This window comes from Propionicimonas sp. (assembly GCF_049840635.1).
GTDB lineage: Bacteria > Actinomycetota > Actinomycetes > Propionibacteriales > Propionibacteriaceae > Propionicimonas.
The window spans coordinates 2,624,695-2,643,340 of the sequence record NZ_JASGKL010000005.1; the positions used below are offsets into that span (position 1 = coordinate 2,624,695).

Below are 18,646 nucleotides of genomic sequence, written 5' to 3' on the forward strand. Positions count from 1 at the left end.
AGCATGTGGGAGCGGGGTTGCGCATTCGTCCCGAAATGGTCGGACCAACTCATCGGGCGACACGTGCGCTATAGGGTGAAACCATGACCGACACGCCCCTGCAGCTTGCCGGAGATTTCGCCACCCCCACCAGGGAAGACTGGGAGGTTGAGGTCCTCAAGGTCCTCAACAGGCGGCGTCCCGAGGGCAAGGAACTCACCATCGAGCAGGCCATGAAGCGCCTGCGGACCACCACTGTCGACAACCTCACCATCGAACCCCTGTACACCGAGACGGACGTGCCGCTCGGTCACCCGGGCGTGATGCCGTTCACCCGCGGAACGATGGTCAAGACCAGCCCGCTCACCGGCTGGGACATCCGCCAGCTGCACGAGGACCCCGACGCGGCGTTCACCGCGCGTGAGATCGTCGCCGACCTCGAGCGCGGTGCCAGCTCCGTGTGGCTGCGCACCGGCTCGGACGCGATCGCCGTCGACGACGTCGCGACCGTCCTCGCCGACGTCCAGCCCGACCTCGCCCCGGTCTCGATCAGCAGCGCAGAGGACCAGGTCGCCGCGGCCAAGGCGCTCGCCGCCTGGTGGAAGGGCGCCGACGCCCACCACGCCCGCGGCAACCTCGGCCTCGACGCCCTCGCGCAGGCCGCCCGCACCGGGGACGCCCCCGACCTCGGCGCCCAGGCCGAGTGGGTGGCCGCCGCGCTCGCGGAGCTGCCGCTGGTCCGGGCGCTCACCGTCGACGTGCTGCCGTACGACGACGCCGGCGCCAGTGACGTCGACCAGCTCGCGTTCGCGCTCGCCACCGGCGTCGCCTACCTGCGCGACCTCGAGGCGGCCGGCATCGCGCCGTCCGCGGCGTTCGGCCAGATCGCCTTCCGGGTCAGCGCGAACGCCGACCAGTTCACGACCATCGCCCGGCTGCGCGCACTGCGCCGCCTGTGGGCGCGGGTCGGCGAGGCCAGCAACGTTCCGGCCGGCGCCCGCGGCGCCGTCCAGCACGCGGTCACCTCGCACCGCATGATCACGCGCGACGACCCGTGGGTGAACCTGCTGCGCGGCACGATTGCCACCTTCGCCGCCGCCGTCGGCGGCGCGGAGATCATCACCTGCCTCCCCTTCGACACGGCCTGGGGCCTGCCGGACGAGCGCAGCCGCCGGATGGCCCGCAACACGCAGGCGATCGCGTCCGAGGAGTCCAACATCGGACGGGTCTCCGACCCGGCGGGCGGCTCCTGGTACGTGGAGGAGCTCACCAACGCCCTCGCCGGCAAGGCGTGGGAGGCCTTCCAGGCCATCGAGGCCGCCGGGGGCATGGTGACCGCCCTCACGTCCGGCCAGGTGGCCGAGCGGATCGCCGCCACGACCGCGGAGCGGACGTCCCGGCTGGCCACCCGCAAGCTGCCCGTGACGGGCGTCAGCATGTTCCCCAAGCCGGACGAGGAGCCGGTGCAGGCCAGACCGCGTCCGGCCGCCCCCGAGCGGCACGGGCTCGCCCCTCGCCGCGACTCCGAGGTGTTCGAGGCGCTGCGTGACCGCGCGGCCGCCGCGGACCCGGCGCCGTCGGTGTTCCTCGCCTGCCTGGGCGCCCGCCGCGACTTCGGTGGTCGCGAGACGTTCACCGGAGCCCTGTTGGGTGTCGGCGGCCTCGCGCGTCCGTCCAGCGAGGGCGGGACACCGGAGGAGATCGTCGCCAAGGTGACCGAGGCGGGCGCGAAGTTCGTGATCCTGTGCTCGTCGGCGAAGGTCTACGCGGCGCAGGCCATCGAGGTCGCGAAGGCGCTGAAGGCAGCCGGCGTCCCGACGGTGTACATCGCGGGACGCAAGACCGAGACGGCCTCCGACGAGGTCGACTCCGTGATCGACGGCGAGGTGTTCGACGGCATGGACGTCGTCGCGTTCCTCTCCGAGGCGATGGACCGGATTGGAGTGGCGAAGTGAGCAGCATCCCGAACTTTTCCGAGGTCGACCTCGGCGCGCCGAGCGTGCCCGCCGACTCCGCAGAGCAGTTCCACGCGCTGCTGGAGTCCTCGCCGTCGTACTCCGAGGGCTGGCAGACCCCCGAGCACATCCTGGTGCCGCCGAACTTCGACGCGTCCGCGTACGAGGGCCTCGACTTCCTGAACACGTACCCGGGCATCCCGCCGTTCCTGCGCGGGCCGTACGCCACGATGTACGTGAACCAGCCGTGGACGATCCGGCAGTACGCCGGCTTCTCCACCGCCGAGGAGTCCAACGCGTTCTACCGGCGCAACCTGGCCGCGGGCCAGAAGGGCCTGTCGATCGCGTTCGACCTCGCCACCCACCGCGGCTACGACTCCGACCACCCGCGGGTGACCGGTGACGTCGGCATGGCCGGTGTGGCCGTCGACTCGATCCTCGACATGCGGCAGCTGTTCGCGGGCATCCCGCTGGACCAGATGTCGGTGTCGATGACCATGAACGGGGCCGTGCTCCCCGTGCTGGCGCTCTACGTGGTGGCGGCAGAGGAGCAGGGGGTGAAGCTGGAGCAGCTCGCGGGCACGATCCAGAACGACATCCTCAAGGAGTTCATGGTCCGCAACACCTACATCTACCCGCCGGCGCCGTCGATGCGGATCATCGCCGACATCTTCGCGTTCACGTCCGCGAACATGCCCAAGTTCAACTCGATCTCGATCTCCGGCTACCACATGCAGGAGGCCGGGGCGACCGCCGACATCGAGATGGCCTACACGCTGGCCGACGGCGTGGAGTACATCCGCGCCGGCGAGTCGGTCGGCCTGAAGGTCGACCAGTTCGCGCCGCGGCTCAGCTTCTTCTGGGCCGTCGGGATGAACTTCTTCATGGAGGTCGCCAAGTTCCGCGCCGCGCGCATGCTGTGGGCGAAGCTGGTCAGGGAGTTCGGGCCGAAGAACCCGAAGTCGATGAGCCTGCGGACGCACTCGCAGACCTCCGGCTGGTCGCTGACCGCGCAGGACGTGTTCAACAACGTCATGCGCACCTGCCTGGAGGCCATGGCCGCCACGCAGGGGCACACCCAGTCGCTGCACACCAACGCGCTGGACGAGGCGATCGCCCTTCCGACCGACTTCTCGGCCCGGATCGCCCGCAACACCCAGCTGTTCATCCAGCAGGAGTCGGGCACCTGCCGCACGGTCGACCCGTGGGCGGGCTCGGCGTACGTGGAGAAGCTCACCTACGAGCTGGCGACCAAGGCCTGGGACCTGATCCAGGAGGTCGAGGCGGCCGGCGGCATGGCCAAGGCGATCGAGGCGGGCATCCCGAAGATGCGCATCGAGGAGGCCGCGGCCCGCACCCAGGCCCGGATCGACTCCGGACGCCAGCCGCTGATCGGCGTGAACAAGTACATCGTCGAGAACGACGTGCTGCCGGAGGTGCTGAAGGTCGACAACGCCAAGGTGCGCGAGGAGCAGATCGCGAAGCTCAACAAGCTCCGCGCCGAGCGTGACCAGGCCGCCACCGACGAGGCGCTGGAGAAGCTCACCTGGGCGGCGTCCAACCCCGACCCGACCGACGCCGAGCGGAACCTGCTCAAGCTGAGCATTGACGCCGCGCGTGCGCAGGCCACCGTCGGGGAGATCTCCGACGCCCTGGAGAAGGTGTTCGGCCGCTACACCGCGAACATCCGTACGATCTCGGGTGTGTACAACTCCGAGTCCGGCTCGACCAAGGCGGTCACGACCGCCCGCGAGCTCGTCGACGACTTCGAGAAGGCCGAGGGACGGCGTCCGCGCATCCTGGTTGCGAAGATGGGCCAGGACGGCCACGACCGCGGCCAGAAGGTGATCTCGACGGCGTTCGCCGACCTCGGCTTCACCGTCGACGTCGGCCCGCTGTTCCAGACGCCGGAGGAGACGGCCCGCCAGGCCGTCGAGTCGGACGTCGACGTGGTCGGCGTCTCGTCGCTCGCCGCCGGTCACCTCACCCTGGTGCCGGCGCTGCGCGGGGAGCTCGACAAGCTCGACCGTCAGGACATGATGATCGTGGTCGGTGGCGTGATCCCGCCGCAGGACTTCGACGAGCTGTACGCCAAGGGCGCGGACGCGATCTACCCGCCCGGGACGATCATCCCGGACGCGGCGATCGAGCTGCTGACCAAGCTGCGCGAGCGCCTGGACGCGTAGGACACGAGGACGAACGATGAGATCCCGGGTCAGGCCCGGGATGACAGGGCGCCCGCCCGCACCGTCATCCCGGTCCCGGCCCGGGATCTCGCTTTCCACCCCCGACATTGAGAGGCTCGACACATGACCGACGAACGGACGCCGCTCTGGGCGGAGTCGAGTTCGGCCCCCGGCCGCCAGTACGGCGACGCCGAGCCGCCGCGCCGTGACCCGGCCGCGGTCCGACGGCGGACGCTCGACCCGCACCAGCTGGCCGAGAAGGTGCTGGCGGGGGACCGGGGCGGCATCGCGCGCGCGATCACACTGGTCGAGTCCAGCAAGCCCGCGCACCACGCGGTCGCGGCGAACCTGCTGCGGATCCTGCGTCCGAACACCGGCAGGGCGACGCGGGTCGGGATCACCGGCGTCCCCGGGGCGGGCAAATCGACGTTCATCGACGCGCTCGGCCAGCGGCTGATCGGGCAGGGGCACCGGATCGCCGTCCTCGCGGTCGACCCGACCTCGGCGAAGACCGGTGGCTCGATCCTCGGCGACCGGACGCGGATGGGTGAGCTCGCCCAGAGCGACGCGGCGTTCATCCGTCCCTCGCCCGCGGGGTCGCACCTGGGTGGGGTGGCGCGCACGACCAGGGAGTCGATGCTGGTGCTGGAGGCGGCCGGCTACGACGTGGTGCTGATCGAGACGGTCGGTGTCGGGCAGTCGGAGGTCGCGGTCTCGGGCATGGTCGACACGTTCCTGCTGATCGCGCTGGCGCGGGCGGGCGACCAGCTGCAGGGCATCAAGCGGGGCATCCTGGAGATGGCCGACGTGATCGCGGTGAACAAGGCCGACGGCGACAACGAGGGCGAGTCCCGGGTCACCGCGCGGGAACTCAGCATCGCGATGAAGCTGATCACGTCCGACCCGAAGGCGCCGCGGCCGCCGGTGATGACGTGCTCCGCGCTCACCGGCACCGGGCTGGACGACGTGTGGCAGGCGATCGTCGACCACAGGGCGCGGCTCGAGGCGTCCGGCCAGCTGGAGGCGCGCAGGGCCCGGCAACAGCGGGAGTGGCTGTGGGCGCTGGTGAACGGCGAACTGGTGGACGCGTTGCGCACCTCCGAGGCGGTGTCGGCGATCCGCGGCCGCCTGGAGGCGCAGGTCGAGGACGGTGAGCTGAGCGCCCTGGAGGCGTCCGACGCCATCCTCGCCGCGTTCGCCACCGATGTCCCCGCACGCTGGACGCAGCCGGTCCCCGAGGACTCCGGCTTCGCCGGCTGAGCGCCCTGACCACTACCTTGGCGGCGTGAGCGAGCGGACGGCGGAGGCCTGGGACGCGGTCGCGGCCGGGTTCGACGAGGCGGCCGACCACGGTCTGACAGACGGCACGGTTAGGGCGGCGTGGGCGGCCCTGCTGGAGCGGGTCCTGCCGTCGGCCCCTGGTGTGATCGCCGACCTGGGCTGTGGCACCGGAAGCCTCAGCATGCTGGCGGCCGAGCAGGGCCATCGGGTCGTCGGGGTCGACTTCTCCGGGGCCATGCTGGCGGTGGCGACGTCGAAGGCAGGTCGCGCGAGCACGGCCGGTCTCGCGGGCGAGGCGGGTCGCACGGGCGGAGTCACCTTCGTGCAGGCCGACGTGTCCACGCCTCCTCTCGCCCCGGCCGGGTTCGACGCCGTCCTGTGCCGGCACGTCCTGTGGGCGTTGCCCGACCCTCGCGCGTCGCTGGAACGGTGGGCCCGACTGCTGCGTCCCCACGGCAGGATCGTCCTCATCGAGGGCTTGTGGTCGACCGGCGCCGGCCTGCCGAGCGGGCGCGTGGCCGCGCTACTGGAAGGACTCGGCCGCGCGGTGGCGGTCGAGCCGCTGACCGACCCGTCCTACTGGGGCGGACCGATCAGCGACGAGCGCTACGTGGTGACCGCGATCAGCCCGGCGGTCCCTGGTCGTGGTCCCAGCGCGCCTGGTCGTAGGCATGGTGGCGGGGGTTGCTGAAGGGACGCGTCGTGCCGGTGGGACCACGCGGTAGCGGTAGCCGGCCGGTGAGGTCCACCAGAAGACGCCCGGGCGCGGCTGGTCGACCCGCCAGCCGCCGTGGGTCTTGCCGCGGTGGGCCTTGCGGGACAACGGGCCGAGATTGCCCGCGCGGGTCTGGCCGCGGACGCCCGGGCGCCACGGGATGGTGTGGTCGAGGTCCTGCTTCCGCGCCGAGCGGGAGCTGTGCGGGAAGACCTCCCAGGTGTCGCGGAGCAGGACCTGCCGACGCATCCAGTCGGGGATCTCGTAGGAGTCGACGGCAACCTCGGCGTAGGGGCGGATCACCGGGGTGAGCCGGATCCGGTCGTGCCCGATCAGCCGGGCGAGCATCGTCGCTGCCAGTGGCCCGACGCCTTCCACGCGCGCGGTGCCGTGGCCGGTGAGCAGGGTCTCCTCCGCGACGTGGACGTACAGGGTTGCGGAGGGGAGTAGTCGGGGGTCGTCCGACCGCAGCCCCGACGGATCGGGAACCCCTGCCGCCTCAGCGAGCATGAGCCGCGCCCGCTCCGGCGTGGCGAGGATGCCGACGGCCTTCGCGCGGCGGATGTCCTTGGTGTCGGGATCGCCACGGTCGCCGAGGATGTCCGCGATGCGGTCGACGGCGGCGTCGAAGAAGATGGCGTCCGCGGTGTCGACCCTGGCTGACAAGTAGGCGACCGTCGGGTCGTCGGTGGGCAACTTGCGGACGAACCGGGCCGCCCGGGCCCGCTGGGCCAGGAGCTCCACCTTGTCGGCGGCCAGTTCGGTGACCAGCGCGCGGGCGAGGCCCAGCACGCGTCGCCATGGCAGGGTCGCCACCTTCGGGGCGAGCCGGGCGTCAAGCTCTTGTGCCTGCGCGAGCGTGAGGTCGAAGCGGGCGACCTCCGCGGCCAGCTGGCACGCGCGGAACATGGGGATCAGGCCCCGGGTGGCCTGGTACCAGAGGAGCGGGTGCCGCGCCTTCAGGTTCACCACGTCACGGATCAGCCAGGTCGCGGCCGCGAGGGAGATGCCCTTCAGCGCGGCGACCTCCAGCGGCAGGAACTCGTCGATCAGCGCCGTCCCGTCCGCTCCGATGCGTACCGGCCGCGCACCGATCACGTCGAACGTGGCGTCCTCGGCCCACGCGTTCTCCGCCGCGAGGTCGGCGATCGCCACCGCCTCGTCGATCTCCGCGCGCACGCGCGCGTCCGCCGCGAGCCGTAACCGCTCGAGCGCGCCGGGCCGGGAGATCTTCCATGTCTCCATCCCAGCACTCGGGTCTGACAGTCACCCTCACGACAAACGCTCCCGAAACGCGCAGACGCTCCCGGAATTTCAGGAGCGTCTGCGTGTTTCGGGAGCGTTTGTGGAAGTCCGGCGCGGCACGACCCGCGAGGGCCGGGCTCAGGGCGTCCCTGAGCGCGTCTCCACCCAGGTCACGGACGGGGTCTCTCCCGGCCCGACGTCGTACAGCTGGGTCGTGTCTGCGCCGGCCCGGTCGCGGACGCCGATCGCGAGGCGGTCGCCACTGATGGCCACCGCGTCGCCGAAGCCGTCGCCGAGGCGGTGGCGGCCGGGGACGCCGGGCGCGTCCTGCGCCAACCGGAGCACACCGTGGGCGAACCCGGTGGTGAACCTCACCACGAACACCTCGCCGGGATAGCCGGCGCCCTCGTCGCTGTACTCGGGCGAGCCGATCACCAGCAGGTCGTCGTCGGCGGCCAGGCGCCAGGCGAACGTGTCGGTGTTCCAGGCACTCCGGTCGACGGGCGAGGACACGTCGAGGAGCTCCGGGGCGCCCGGGGACCCGTCCGCCCCCAGCGGGTAGAGGCGGAGGACGCGACGGGTGGACTCCTCGCTCACCACGAGCACCGGGTCGGGGCGCGGTACGAACGCGAGAACGCCGCCGAGCTGCTCGCTCCCCGAGCCCACGATGAGCAGGCTCGCCGCGTCCGGCGCGAGGCCACGCGGCGACCCCCACAACGCCCACACCCTGCCACCGCCGGCCGCGGGGTCGCTGACCACCACATCGGTGCACCCGTCGGCGTCGAGGTCACCGGCAATCACCCCGCCCACGCCGGCAAAGCGGCCCGAGAACAGCGGAGCCGGGTCGCCCAGCTCGTCCTGCGTCACGGTCTGGACGCGGCCGGTACCGCCGAACTGCACGTGGACCGCCCCCGGTGTCGCCGGACGGGTGCCGTCCGGCGAGTCGGCGGTCGGGGTGCCCGACACGGCGTCGGCGACACCGTCGCAGTTCACGTCGAGGATCGGGCTCGCGTCCCGCACGGGGGTGGGGACCGGCGATTCGGTCGCTGCGCCGCACGCCGTGCAGGCGAGCGTGACCGCCAGTGCGACGAGCCCGGCGCTCCGCTTCATGCCCCACCTCCGATGGTCCCAGTGTGACCACCCGCCGCCGCTCTGGGCAGACTGGCGGAAGAACTCGTACGCTCTCGGCATGCCCGGACGCCGGCTGGTCGTGTGCAACTTCGTCACCGTGGACGGTCGCTACGAGGACGACCATCACGACATCGCGTCCTTCTTCGAGCACCTGCACCCCGACTACGCCGGAGCCGACGACTTCGACCACTACACGACCTCGCTGCTCCGGGCGAGCGACGTCCTGCTGCTCGCCGGGCGGCGTTCGGCGCTCGGGAACCTGTCCTACTGGACGTCCGTCGTGGCCGAGCCGCCGTCACCGATCCGGGCCGAGTTCGCGGAGCGCTTCCTCGAGACCGCGAAGCTCGTCGTGTCCGACACAATCACCGACGAGGACATCGCGCCGTACCCGAACACCCGGATCCTGCGGCGGGAGGACGCGCACGCGGAGGTCCGCCGACTGAAGGCCGAACCCGGCGGCGACGTCCTCGTGCTGCTCGGCCGGGTCCTGTGGAACGACCTGATCCACGCGGGCCTGGTCGACGAGCTGCACCTGGTCACGTTCCCGCTGGTCGCCGGCGGCGGCGTCCCCCTGTTCGACGCCCGCCCTCCGGTGGCGCTGAAGCTGCTGGAGACGGCGACCTGGCCCGCGTCCGGCAGTGTCCTGATGCGCTGGCGGGTCGACCTCGCCTGACCCGCGAATCTGCCCCGCAGTCGTCCGGAATCCGGGCATTCTGCGACGCGGCAGCCATCTGGAGGGCGAATCTGCACGGAGGTCGCTCAGACCATCGGACGGGCGGTTCCGGGCACGCTTGCCCCTGGCCTGCGGAATCGCCCTGTCGGCGCCCGGAATCCGACCATCCCAGGGCGCAGGAGCCATCTGGAGGGCGAATCCGCAGGGAGGTCGCTCAGACCGCCACGAGCTCGAAGTTCCCCTGGGCCCGCAGGACTTCGGCGTAGTGGGCGCGCTGCGCGGCCGTCGGCTCGCGGAGGGGGACGGGGGAGGGCCGGACGCCGTGGTCGCGGTAGCCGATCACCTTCACGCGCATCGCCGGGTCGACCGCGGCCAGCCAGCGGCCCGTCGCCGCCAGCAGGTCGTCGGCGTCGTTCACGCCCTCGAGGAGGAGCAGCCGCACCTCGTGGAGCTTGCCGCGGGCGGACAGGAGCCGGATCGAGTCGAGGACGCGCGCGTTCGAGGCCCTGGTGATGCGCCGGTGGATCCCGTCGTCGAGGCACTTCAGGTCGACCATCGCCGCGTCCATCACGCCGTCCAGCAGGTCCCAGGTGGCCGGGTCGGTGTCGCCGTTGGTGTCCACGAAGCAGGTCAGCCGCGGGAACTGCGCGCGCACCGCCGTGAACAGGGCGCGCACGAACGCGGGCTGCTGCGTGGCCTCCCCGCCGGACACCGTGACGCCCGAGAGGAACGGCGCCGCGGGCCGGAGTTGCTCGGCCAGGTCCGTGACGGCCAGCGTCCGCGCCTTCGGCGTCGAGTCGTACTCGCACACGTCGATGCAGGTGTCCCCGCCTGTGCACACCCCGGCGTCCCAGACCACCTTCCCGGCACCGTCCAGGCTCAACGCCCCGGACGGGCACGCGACCACGCAGTCGCCGCAGTCGATGCAGGGGTTGATCGTGTACGGGTTGTGGCAGGCCACGCAGTCCAGGTTGCAGCCCTGGGTGAACACCACGAACCGGTTCCCCGGCCCGTCGACGGCCGAGAACTCGATCGTGTTGTTGACGAGGCCCGGTGGTGACGGCGGCCCTTCGTGACGCGTTCGATCGTTCCTCACGAACGCTCCTCAGGGACCGTTGTCACGCCTGGGGGCTCAGCTCGGCGGCGATCACCCGCTTGATCGCGCGGGTGGTCACCGTGTGGTTGACCTCCGCGGTGGCGGCCAGGTAGTCCGAGGAGTGCCGGGCGCCGTGCTCGTCCACCCCGACCAGGTCGGACTTGCGGACGAGGTAGCCGGTGATCCGGATGAACTCGTTGCTGTCGAGGTTGAACGTGAAGTCGCGCATGCCGACTTCGAACGCTCCGCGGATCACGTCCACCATCGCCTGGGGGTTGGCCTGCACCGTCTCGTCGACGTGGAAGATGTCGGAGATCCCGGCCGCGAACAGCGCGTGGTGCGGCGCGCAGGCCGTGATGTGCTCGCGCAGCCCCGGCTCGTCGCCGATCGGGATCCGCGTGCCGGCCGTGGTCTCGAGGTCGAGGTCGATGCCGCTCTGGCTGTGCAGGTACGCGAAGCCCGCCCCGCCCCCGCAGTACGGCAGCGGACGGGCCGCGACCAGCTCTGCGATCCGGCGCGTGACCCGCCAGGACGCCTCGTTCGCGCGCGCGTCGTGGCCGTAGCGGGCGTCGACGTCCTCGCGCGCCATCAACTCGTTCACGCACTCGGCCAGCCCGAAGATGCCGAACATCAGCGAGAACCGGTCGAGGTCGACCAGGCCCTCGGTGGCGAGGAAGTTGCTCTCGAAGAAGCCCTGCTGCTCGACCAGCGAGCGGATCCGGGCCTCGCCCAGTTCTGCGGTGAGCTCCACCCAGTGCGGCAGCGCCTCCGCGCAGAAGGCGTCGATGCCCCCGACGTGGCGGGTGACCGCCTCCTTCAGGTTCAGCCGGACGAGGCTGTGCGCGCCGCCGCGCACCTTGAGGGAGTTGTAGCAGCTCACCACCGCGTACTCGTCGCCGTGGTCGGCCACCATCATCGGGTGGTTCACGACGTGCGGCTTGCCGGTCACGAAGACCGTCTCCACCGCGTCGCGGATCAGGTCGTCCGGGGTCTCCGGCGACACCTTCAGGGTGAGGTTCGGAACCACCTGGCGCAGCGAGCGCTCCACCCGCCAGATCGCGCGGACGACCCGGCCGTCGCCCGGTCCGACGTTGGCGTGGACGAACGCGTCCGGCAGCATCCGGTCGAGCTGGATCCAGAACCGGCGCAGCTTCGCGTCCAGCTCGGCGTCCGGCAGTTCGGTGGGGACGAACGGCTCCAGGAGCGCGTCCAGGTCGCCGAGGTAGACCGGGTAGGTGGTGACCGACGGGACCTGGCTGTAGAGAATCGTGAGGAACGACAGCGCGTCGTCGAGGGTCGTCGGCGGCTCCAGTTCGAGGTACGCCACCCCCTGCCGCAGCGCGAGCGCGTAGTCAGGGAGCACGTAGCGCGGGGTGAACGGACGGTTCCCCTCGAACATGTCGCAGATCACCCGCGCCTCGAGGGCCTCCGCGCACAGGGGCGACAACCCGGGGTAGGGCAGGGCGTTGTCGGCCAGCGTCGCGAGCCGGCGGAGCTTCTGGTCATAGCCGAGGGCACGGCTCGTCACGAGCCCCTCCGCCTCGGCGCGGAACGCGTCCATCGTCACCGGCCCAGTCTACGACGGTGCGTAGGAGATCGCCGAGCCGGGCGGGCGTGATCGTCCGGACAACGCTGTCGGCTGCCTGTGGTTTCGGTTCGGTAACGGTTCGTCACAGGGCACCGATGCGGTCAGGAGCACCTGTCCGCGAGGTCTAGAGTCGCGTCGGTGGGCGCAGCATCCCGCGCCCGACTTTCCAACAAGGAGACACCGTGCGACAGGTGATGAAGATCGTCATCGCGGCGACAACCGCCGCTCTCACCCTCACAGCGTGTGCCAGTGGCACAACCACCCCCGCTGCCACCACTGCCACGTCCGCTGCCAGCTCTTCGGCCCCGGCCCTGAAGATCGGCATGGCCTACGACGTGGGCGGCCGCGGCGACCAGTCGTTCAACGACTCCGCCGCCGCCGGCCTCGACAAGGCCAAGACCGACTTCGGCGTGGAGTCCCAGGAGTCCGCCGCCACCAACGGCGAGGCCGAGTCGGCCCGCGAGGAGCGGCTGAACCAGCTGATCGAGGCCGGCTACACCAACATCGTCGCCGTGGGCTTCGCCTACGCCACGTCGGTCCAGAAGGTCGCCAGCGAGAACCCCGACGTGAAGTTCGCGATCGTCGACGACAGCTCGATCACGGCCGACAACGTGATGAACCTCACCTTCGCTGCCAACCAGGGCTCGTTCCTGGTCGGTGCAGCCGCGGCGCTCACCACCAAGACCAAGCACGTCGGCTTCATCGGCGGTGTCGAGACCGACCTGATCAAGAGCTTCGAGGCCGGCTTCGACGCGGGCGTGAAGGCCGTCGACCCCAGCATCAAGATCGACTCCAAGTACCTCACCCAGCCGCCGGACTTCTCGGGCTTCTCCTCCGTCGACAAGGGCAAGGCTGCCGCTGAGGGCATGTACCAGGGCGGCGCGGACGTCGTCTACCACGCGGCCGGTGGTTCCGGCGGCGGCGTGTTCACCGCGGCCAAGGCGGCCGGCAAGTGGGCGATCGGCGTCGACTCCGACCAGGCCAAGACCGCTGCCGAGGACGTCCAGAGCGTCATCCTCACCTCGATGATCAAGCGCGTCGACACCGGCGTGTACTACTTCATCAAGTCGATCCACGACGGCACCTTCAAGGGCGGCACCCAGGTGTTCGACCTGAAGACCGACGGCGTCGGCTACTCCACCACCGGTGACCACCTGTCCGCGGACACGATCGCCAAGCTGGACGAGTACAAGCAGCAGATCATCGACGGGACGATCACCGTTCCCGACAAGTGATCTCGCGGTCCCGCTGAATCACTGATGTCGGCCCGGACCACACCGGAGGGTGTGGTCCGGGCCGTCACTTTTCCGAATAGAGTGCGTCCGTTCGGGTCTTCGACGAGGAGAGCGTGCCCATGACAACAGCTGCCGAGCCGGCTGCACCGGAGGCCGGCGCGGACGGCGTCCCGCTGGCGGTCGAACTGCAGGGGATCACCAAGAGGTTCCCCGGCGTGGTCGCCAACTCCGACATCGCGCTGAGGGTCCGCAAGGGCACCATCCACGCGATCGTGGGGGAGAACGGCGCCGGCAAGTCCACGCTGATGAAGATCCTCTACGGCGTCCAGGCCCCTGATGAGGGCACGATCGCGATCAACGGCGAGCCGGTCGTCCTGAAGAGCCCCACCGACGCGATCCGCGCCGGCATCGGAATGGTGTTCCAGCACTTCATGTTGGCCGACAACCTGACCGTGCTGGAGAACGTCGTCCTCGGCGCGGAGAAGCTGCACGGGATCGGCGACGCCGCCCGCGCGGAGATCCGCCGGATCTCGACCGAGTACGGCATGCACGTCCCGCCGGACGCGCTCGTCGCCGACCTCGGCGTGGGCGACCGGCAGCGGATCGAGATCCTGAAGGTCCTCTACCGCGGCGCGTGGATCCTGATCCTGGACGAGCCGACCGCCGTGCTGGTGCCGCAGGAGGTCACCGAGCTGTTCGGGCACCTGCGCGAGCTGAAGTCCGAGGGCCTGACCGTGATCTTCATCTCCCACAAGCTCGACGAGGTGCTGGACGTCGCCGACGACATCACGGTGATCCGGCGCGGCACCACCGTCGCCGAGGTCGATCCCACCTCCGTCACCGCCCGCCAGCTCGCCGAACTGATGGTCGGCTCCGAGCTGCCGTCCCCCCAGACCGAGGAGTCGACGGTCACCGACCGGGTCATGCTCGCGCTGGAGGGTGTGGAGCTCGCCGGCGCCGGCCACGCGAAGACGCTGGACGGGATCGACCTGACGATCCACGCCGGTGAGGTCCTCGGTATCGCCGGGGTCGAGGGCAACGGCCAGGCCGAACTCGTCGAGGTCGTGATGGGCATGCGGCGTCCCGACGCCGGCAGGGTGCTGCTGGAGGGCGCGGACATCACCGCGGCCAGCGTCCGCGAGATCCGCGAGGCCGGAGTCGGCTACATCCCCGAGGACCGGCACCGCCACGGCCTGCTGCTGGACGCGCCGCTGTGGGAGAACACGATCCTCGGCCACCAGACCCAGCCGCCGAACGTCCGCGGCCCGCTGATCGACGGCGCCGCTGCCCGGGCGAACACGCAGAAGATCGTCGAGGCCTTCGACGTCCGCACGCCATCGATCCAGGTCAGCGCCGGCTCGCTGTCCGGCGGCAACCAGCAGAAGCTGATCATCGGCCGCGAGATGAGCCAGTCGCCGCGTGTGCTCGTCGCAGCCCACCCCACCCGTGGCGTCGACGTGGGCGCGCAATCGGCGATCTGGGACCTGATCAAGGCCGCGCGGCGGGAGGGCATGGCCGTGCTGCTCGTCTCGGCCGACCTCGAGGAGCTGGTCGGGCTGTCCGACACGCTGAAGGTGATCCTGCGCGGACGCCTCGTGGCCGACTTCGACCCCGACGTGGTCACCCGTGAGGAACTCGGCGCCGCCATGACCGGTGCGAACAAGGAGGACGGTCGATGAAGGTGGACGTCCGCAGGATCGGGCTCGGCCTGGCCGCGCCGGTGCTCGCGATCGTGGTCGCGCTGCTGCTGACGACGCTGATCCTGCTGCTGGCCGGCGACCCCGTGCTGGCGGTCTGGCAGGTGCTCTTCAAGGCGCCGCTGCCGCGGCAGGTCGTGTCGATCATCAACGAGGCGACCGTGCTGTACCTGTCGGCGGTGGCCGTCGCCATCGGCTTCAAGATGAACCTGTTCAACATCGGCGTGGACGGGCAGTACCGGGTGGCGTCGTTCGTCGCTGCTGTGTTCGCCGGCGCGCATTTCCTGCCCGGGTGGCTGAACATCATCGTCTCGCTGATCGTCGCGATGGCCAGCGGCGCCCTGTGGTCGCTGATCGCGGGCCTGTTGAAGGTGACCCGCGGGGTGTCCGAGGTGATCAGCACCATCATGCTGAACTACATCGCGACCTACCTCGTCGCCTATTTCCTGCGGATGGCCGCGGTGAAGGTGGAGGGCTCGAACGCCACCAACACGCAGATCCTCGCCGAGGACTCCCGCGTCCCGGGGATCAGCATGGAATGGCTGCTCGGCACCCCCCGGCAGGTCTACGGGCTGGTCGTGCTGGCGATCCTGATCGGGATCGCGTACTGGTTCCTGCTGGCCCGGACCCGGTTCGGGTTCGACCTGCGAGCGACCGGCGCGTCCGAGTCGGCTGCGGTGGCCAGCGGCGTGAACGTGAAGAAGATGGTGCTCACCGCGATGATCCTCTCCGGAGCGGCGGCCGGTCTGGTCGGGATGCCGCTGCTGTTCGGCCAGGACTACGCCTACGGCGACACCGTCCAGGCCGGGCTCGGCTTCGCCGGTATGTCGGTGGCCCTGCTGGGACGCAACCATCCCGTCGGGATGGCCTTCGCCGCCGTCCTGTGGGGCTTCCTCGACCAGCTCAGCAACGGGCTCCAGATCAGCGCGGGCGTCTCCGACCGGCTCGTCCAGATCATCCAGGGCATCATCGTGCTGTCGGTCGTGATCGCCTACGAGCTCGTCCGCCGCGCCAGCCAGCGCATGGAGCAACGCAGGGTGGCCCGTGAACTGGCCGCGCAGGGTCGTCCCGAGGCCGGCGCCGAGGCGGTGGCGGCATGAGCACCACGGCCCCCGCGCTCTCCCCGACGCTGCCCGCGGCCACGACGCGTCCGTGGTGGTACTGGCCGGCGATCGTGGTCGGCTCGATCCTCGTCATCTCGACCGTCCGGGTGCTCACGGGAGCGAACGACATCGACTCCTCCGGGGCGCTGACCGCGGCGATCGGGCTGGCGATGCCGCTCGCCCTGGCCGGCCTCGGCGGCCTGTGGAGCGAGCGCGCGGGCGTCACGAACATCGGCCTGGAGGGCATGATGATCGTCGGCACGTGGGGGGCCGCCTTCTTCGGCTTCCACTACGGGCCGTGGGCGGGCATCCTCGGCGCGGTGTTCATGGGCGTCGTCTTCGGCGCGATCCACGCGCTGGCCACCGTGATCTTCGGCGTCGACCACATCGTCTCCGGCGTGGCGATCAACCTGCTCGGCGCCGGCACCGGCTCCTACCTCGCCGTCCGGACGTTCACCGGGCTGCCCGGTGGCGGGCCCACCCAGTCGCCGCCCCTGGACCAGCTGCCGTTCCTCTCCGTCCCGGGCCTGGGCGACGCGCTGCTGCAGCTCGAGCAGTCGCGCACCTGGCTGGTGGCGGACGTGGCGGGCATCCTCCGGGCGGTGACCACCAACGTGAACGCCCTCACCATCATCGGCGTCGGGCTGCTGGTGTTCACCGGCTGGTTCCTGTGGCGGACGGCGACCGGGTTGCGGCTGCGCTCCTGCGGCGAGGCGCCGTATGCCGCCGAGACCCTCGGCGTGAATGTCCTGCGCTACAAGTTCGTCGCCGTGCTGGTCTCCGGCGCGCTGGCCGGGCTCGCCGGCGGCTTCCTCGTCCTCGTCGCGTCCAACCTGTACCGCGAGGGGCAGACCGGCGGCCGCGGCTACATCGGCCTGGCCGCGATGATCTTCGGCAACTGGCGCCCCGGAGGGCTGGCCGCAGGCGCGATGCTCTTCGGTTACGCGGACGCGATCCAGCTGCGCGGCGGCGGCGACGTGATCCACGCCTACCTGTTGCCGATCGGGCTGCTGCTGCTCGGCTGGGGCATCTGGGCCCTGGTCCGGCGCGCGGAGGGCAAGTCGCTGTCCGGCGGGCTGTGGCGGATCGGGATGTCGCTGCTCGTACTGGCCTGGTACGCGTTCACCACCGAGGTGCCCTCGGAGTTCACCAACATGACCCCGTACATCGCCACCCTGCTCGTGCTGGCGTTCTCCGCGCAGCGGCTGCGGATGCCGAAGGCCGACGGGCAGGTCTACCGGAAGGGTGAGGCCGATTAGCGGCGTCGACTGGGAGCCGTTGCGGGCCAGGGCCCGCGAGCTCAGCGGCCGGGCGTACGCGCCGTACTCGCACTTCCCGGTCGGGGCGGCCGCTCTGGTCGACGACGGACGGGTCGTGGGCGGCTGCAACGTGGAGAACGCCGGCTACGGCGTCGCCCTGTGCGCGGAGTGCGGGCTGGTCTCCGAACTCGTCGCGGGCGGCGGCGGCCGGCTGGTGGCCGTGACCTGCTGCAACGCGGTGGGGGAGCGGCTGATGCCCTGCGGGCGGTGCCGGCAGCTGCTGTGGGAGCACGGCGGCGCCGGCCTGCTGGTCGACACCCCGCTCGGCGTGCTGCCGATGAGCGAGGTGCTGCCGCAGGCGTTCGGCGCCGAGGACATCGACCGCATCACCGGGGGTGCCGGGGCTGCGCAGGACGGGGAGGATTCGTAGTGGGGGTTCCGATCGAGGTCTGCCGCGCGCTGCCCAAGGTGGCGCTGCACGACCACCTGGACGGCGGGCTGCGTCCGGCGACCATCGTCGAGGAGGCGGCCGCGGTCGGCCACGTCCTGCCGACGACCGACCCGGTGGCGCTGGGGGACTGGTTCTACGCCGCGGCCGACTCCGGCTCGCTGGTGCGCTACCTGGAGACCTTCGACCACACGATCGCCGTGATGCAGACCGCCGCGCAGCTGCGCAGGGTGGCGCGGGAGTTCGTCGAGGACCAGGCCGCGGACGGCGTGGTGTACGCCGAGGCGCGCTGGGCGCCCGAGCAGCACCTCGCGTCCGGCCTCACCCTGAGGGAGGCGATCGAGGCCGTCCGGGACGGGCTGGCCGAGGGCATGGCCGCTGCGGAGGCGGAAGGGCGTCCGATCATCGCCCGGCAGATCCTGACCGCGATGCGGCACGCCACACCGACCACGACCATCGCAGAGCTCGCCCTGAAGTACCGGCACGACTCGGTGTGCGGCTACGACATCGCCGGGGCGGAGGACGGCTTCCCGCCGAGCCGGTTCATCGACTCCTTCACACTGCTGCGACGCAACAACTTCGAGTTCACGATCCACGCCGGCGAGGCGTTCGGACTGCCGTCGATCTGGGAGGCCGTGCAGGTGTGCGGCGCGTCCCGGCTGGGCCACGGCGTCCGGCTGATCGGGGACATCGCCCCCGACGGCTCGCTGGGCGAACTCGCGTCCTACATCAGGGACCGCAGGATCGCGCTCGAGCTCTGCCCGTCCTCCAACCTCCAGACCGGGATCTGCTCCCGGATCGCCGACCACCCGTTCGGGAGGCTGGCGAGGCTGGGGTTCCGGGTCACGGTGAACTGCGACAACCGGCTGATGAGCCGCACGACGATGAGCCGCGAGTTCGCGCTGCTGAGCGAGGCCTTCGGCTACGACCTCGACGACCTGCGCCGGTTCAGCGTCAACGCGGCCAAGAGCGCGTTCGTGCGCCTGCCCGAGCGGATCGCCCTGATCGGGCGGATCAACGCCGGGGTGGACGCCCTCCAACAAACCCGGTCCTGA

At 71.0% G+C, this 18,646-nt stretch carries 14 protein-coding genes; 11 read left to right on the forward strand and 3 right to left on the reverse strand.

Features of this window, described 5'->3' with window-relative positions; genetic code table 11:
• The first annotated feature begins 83 nt into the window (after positions 1 to 83).
• The 4 genes from mutA to QM779_RS17730 all read left to right on the forward strand — a co-directional run bounded on the left by mutA (position 84) and on the right by QM779_RS17730 (position 6,092).
• A complete protein-coding gene (gene mutA, locus QM779_RS17715; protein WP_428538140.1) occupies positions 84 to 1,934 on the forward strand; it encodes a methylmalonyl-CoA mutase small subunit in 1,851 nt (616 codons plus the stop codon).
• Positions 1,931 to 4,120, forward strand: a complete 2,190-nt coding sequence (gene scpA, locus QM779_RS17720) for a methylmalonyl-CoA mutase (protein ID WP_428538143.1) — start codon at positions 1,931 to 1,933, stop codon at positions 4,118 to 4,120. The genes mutA and scpA overlap by 4 nt, the downstream gene beginning before the upstream one ends.
• A gap of 123 nt (positions 4,121 to 4,243) precedes the next feature.
• Complete coding sequence (gene meaB, locus QM779_RS17725; protein ID WP_428538146.1) at positions 4,244 to 5,380, forward strand: methylmalonyl Co-A mutase-associated GTPase MeaB; 1,137 nt, start codon at positions 4,244 to 4,246, stop codon at positions 5,378 to 5,380.
• A 25-nt stretch (positions 5,381 to 5,405) separates the two neighbouring features.
• On the forward strand, positions 5,406 to 6,092 hold the full coding sequence (locus tag QM779_RS17730; protein ID WP_428538149.1) for a class I SAM-dependent methyltransferase: 687 nt from the start codon (positions 5,406 to 5,408) through the stop codon (positions 6,090 to 6,092).
• A gap of 1,407 nt (positions 6,093 to 7,499) precedes the next feature.
• On the opposite strand, the gene QM779_RS17735 is transcribed toward QM779_RS17730, so the two are convergent.
• A complete protein-coding gene (locus QM779_RS17735) occupies positions 7,500 to 8,471 on the reverse strand; it encodes a hypothetical protein (protein ID WP_428538152.1) in 972 nt (323 codons plus the stop codon).
• Between the two features lie 79 nt (positions 8,472 to 8,550).
• Between QM779_RS17735 and QM779_RS17740 the strand changes: the two genes are divergently transcribed.
• Positions 8,551 to 9,165, forward strand: a complete 615-nt coding sequence (locus tag QM779_RS17740) for a dihydrofolate reductase family protein (protein WP_428538155.1) — start codon at positions 8,551 to 8,553, stop codon at positions 9,163 to 9,165.
• A 214-nt stretch (positions 9,166 to 9,379) separates the two neighbouring features.
• Here QM779_RS17740 and QM779_RS17745 read toward each other — a convergent pair whose 3' ends face one another.
• Together QM779_RS17745 and QM779_RS17750 are read right to left on the reverse strand one after the other, a co-directional pair.
• Entirely contained in the window at positions 9,380 to 10,261 is an 882-nt protein-coding gene (locus QM779_RS17745; RefSeq protein WP_428538158.1) for a YjjW family glycine radical enzyme activase, read from the reverse strand.
• Positions 10,262 to 10,283: 22 nt separating this feature from the next.
• Positions 10,284 to 11,822 carry a YjjI family glycine radical enzyme gene (locus tag QM779_RS17750; protein ID WP_428538504.1) on the reverse strand — a complete coding sequence of 513 codons (1,539 nt, stop codon included), beginning with the start codon at positions 11,820 to 11,822 and terminating at the stop codon, positions 10,284 to 10,286.
• A gap of 209 nt (positions 11,823 to 12,031) precedes the next feature.
• On the opposite strand from QM779_RS17750, the gene QM779_RS17755 reads away from it, so the two are divergent.
• The 6 genes from QM779_RS17755 to QM779_RS17780 all read left to right on the forward strand — a co-directional run bounded on the left by QM779_RS17755 (position 12,032) and on the right by QM779_RS17780 (position 18,646).
• The gene (locus QM779_RS17755) at positions 12,032 to 13,084 is read left to right on the forward strand and encodes a BMP family lipoprotein (RefSeq protein ID WP_428538161.1); all 1,053 of its coding nucleotides are present in this window, start codon (positions 12,032 to 12,034) and stop codon (positions 13,082 to 13,084) included.
• 119 nt (positions 13,085 to 13,203) lie between these two features.
• Positions 13,204 to 14,763, forward strand: coding sequence for an ABC transporter ATP-binding protein (locus QM779_RS17760; protein WP_428538163.1), 1,560 nt, complete (start codon positions 13,204 to 13,206; stop codon positions 14,761 to 14,763).
• A complete protein-coding gene (locus QM779_RS17765) occupies positions 14,760 to 15,881 on the forward strand; it encodes an ABC transporter permease (protein ID WP_428538167.1) in 1,122 nt (373 codons plus the stop codon). The genes QM779_RS17760 and QM779_RS17765 overlap by 4 nt, the downstream gene beginning before the upstream one ends.
• Entirely contained in the window at positions 15,878 to 17,143 is a 1,266-nt protein-coding gene (locus QM779_RS17770) for an ABC transporter permease (RefSeq protein WP_428538170.1), read from the forward strand. The genes QM779_RS17765 and QM779_RS17770 overlap by 4 nt, the downstream gene beginning before the upstream one ends.
• Positions 17,139 to 17,573: a cytidine deaminase gene (locus QM779_RS17775; RefSeq protein WP_428538507.1), complete on the forward strand. Its 435-nt coding sequence runs from the start codon at positions 17,139 to 17,141 to the stop codon at positions 17,571 to 17,573. The genes QM779_RS17770 and QM779_RS17775 overlap by 5 nt, the downstream gene beginning before the upstream one ends.
• Positions 17,573 to 18,646 carry an adenosine deaminase gene (locus QM779_RS17780; RefSeq protein ID WP_428538173.1) on the forward strand — a complete coding sequence of 358 codons (1,074 nt, stop codon included), beginning with the start codon at positions 17,573 to 17,575 and terminating at the stop codon, positions 18,644 to 18,646. Before QM779_RS17775 ends, QM779_RS17780 begins: the two co-directional genes overlap by 1 nt.

Excerpts from the sequence above, each read along its gene's own strand:
- meaB (WP_428538146.1), top strand. The coding sequence starts at position 4,244 with ATGACCGACGAACGGACGCCGCTCTGGGCGGAGTCGAGTTCGGCCCCC.
- QM779_RS17770 (WP_428538170.1), top strand. The coding sequence starts at position 15,878 with ATGAGCACCACGGCCCCCGCGCTCTCCCCGACGCTGCCCGCGGCCACG.
- QM779_RS17735 (WP_428538152.1), bottom strand. The coding sequence starts at position 8,471 with ATGAAGCGGAGCGCCGGGCTCGTCGCACTGGCGGTCACGCTCGCCTGC.
- mutA (WP_428538140.1), top strand. The coding sequence starts at position 84 with ATGACCGACACGCCCCTGCAGCTTGCCGGAGATTTCGCCACCCCCACC.
- QM779_RS17765 (WP_428538167.1), top strand. The coding sequence starts at position 14,760 with ATGAAGGTGGACGTCCGCAGGATCGGGCTCGGCCTGGCCGCGCCGGTG.
- QM779_RS17750 (WP_428538504.1), bottom strand. The coding sequence starts at position 11,822 with ATGGACGCGTTCCGCGCCGAGGCGGAGGGGCTCGTGACGAGCCGTGCC.
- QM779_RS17760 (WP_428538163.1), top strand. The coding sequence starts at position 13,204 with ATGACAACAGCTGCCGAGCCGGCTGCACCGGAGGCCGGCGCGGACGGC.
- QM779_RS17740 (WP_428538155.1), top strand. The coding sequence starts at position 8,551 with ATGCCCGGACGCCGGCTGGTCGTGTGCAACTTCGTCACCGTGGACGGT.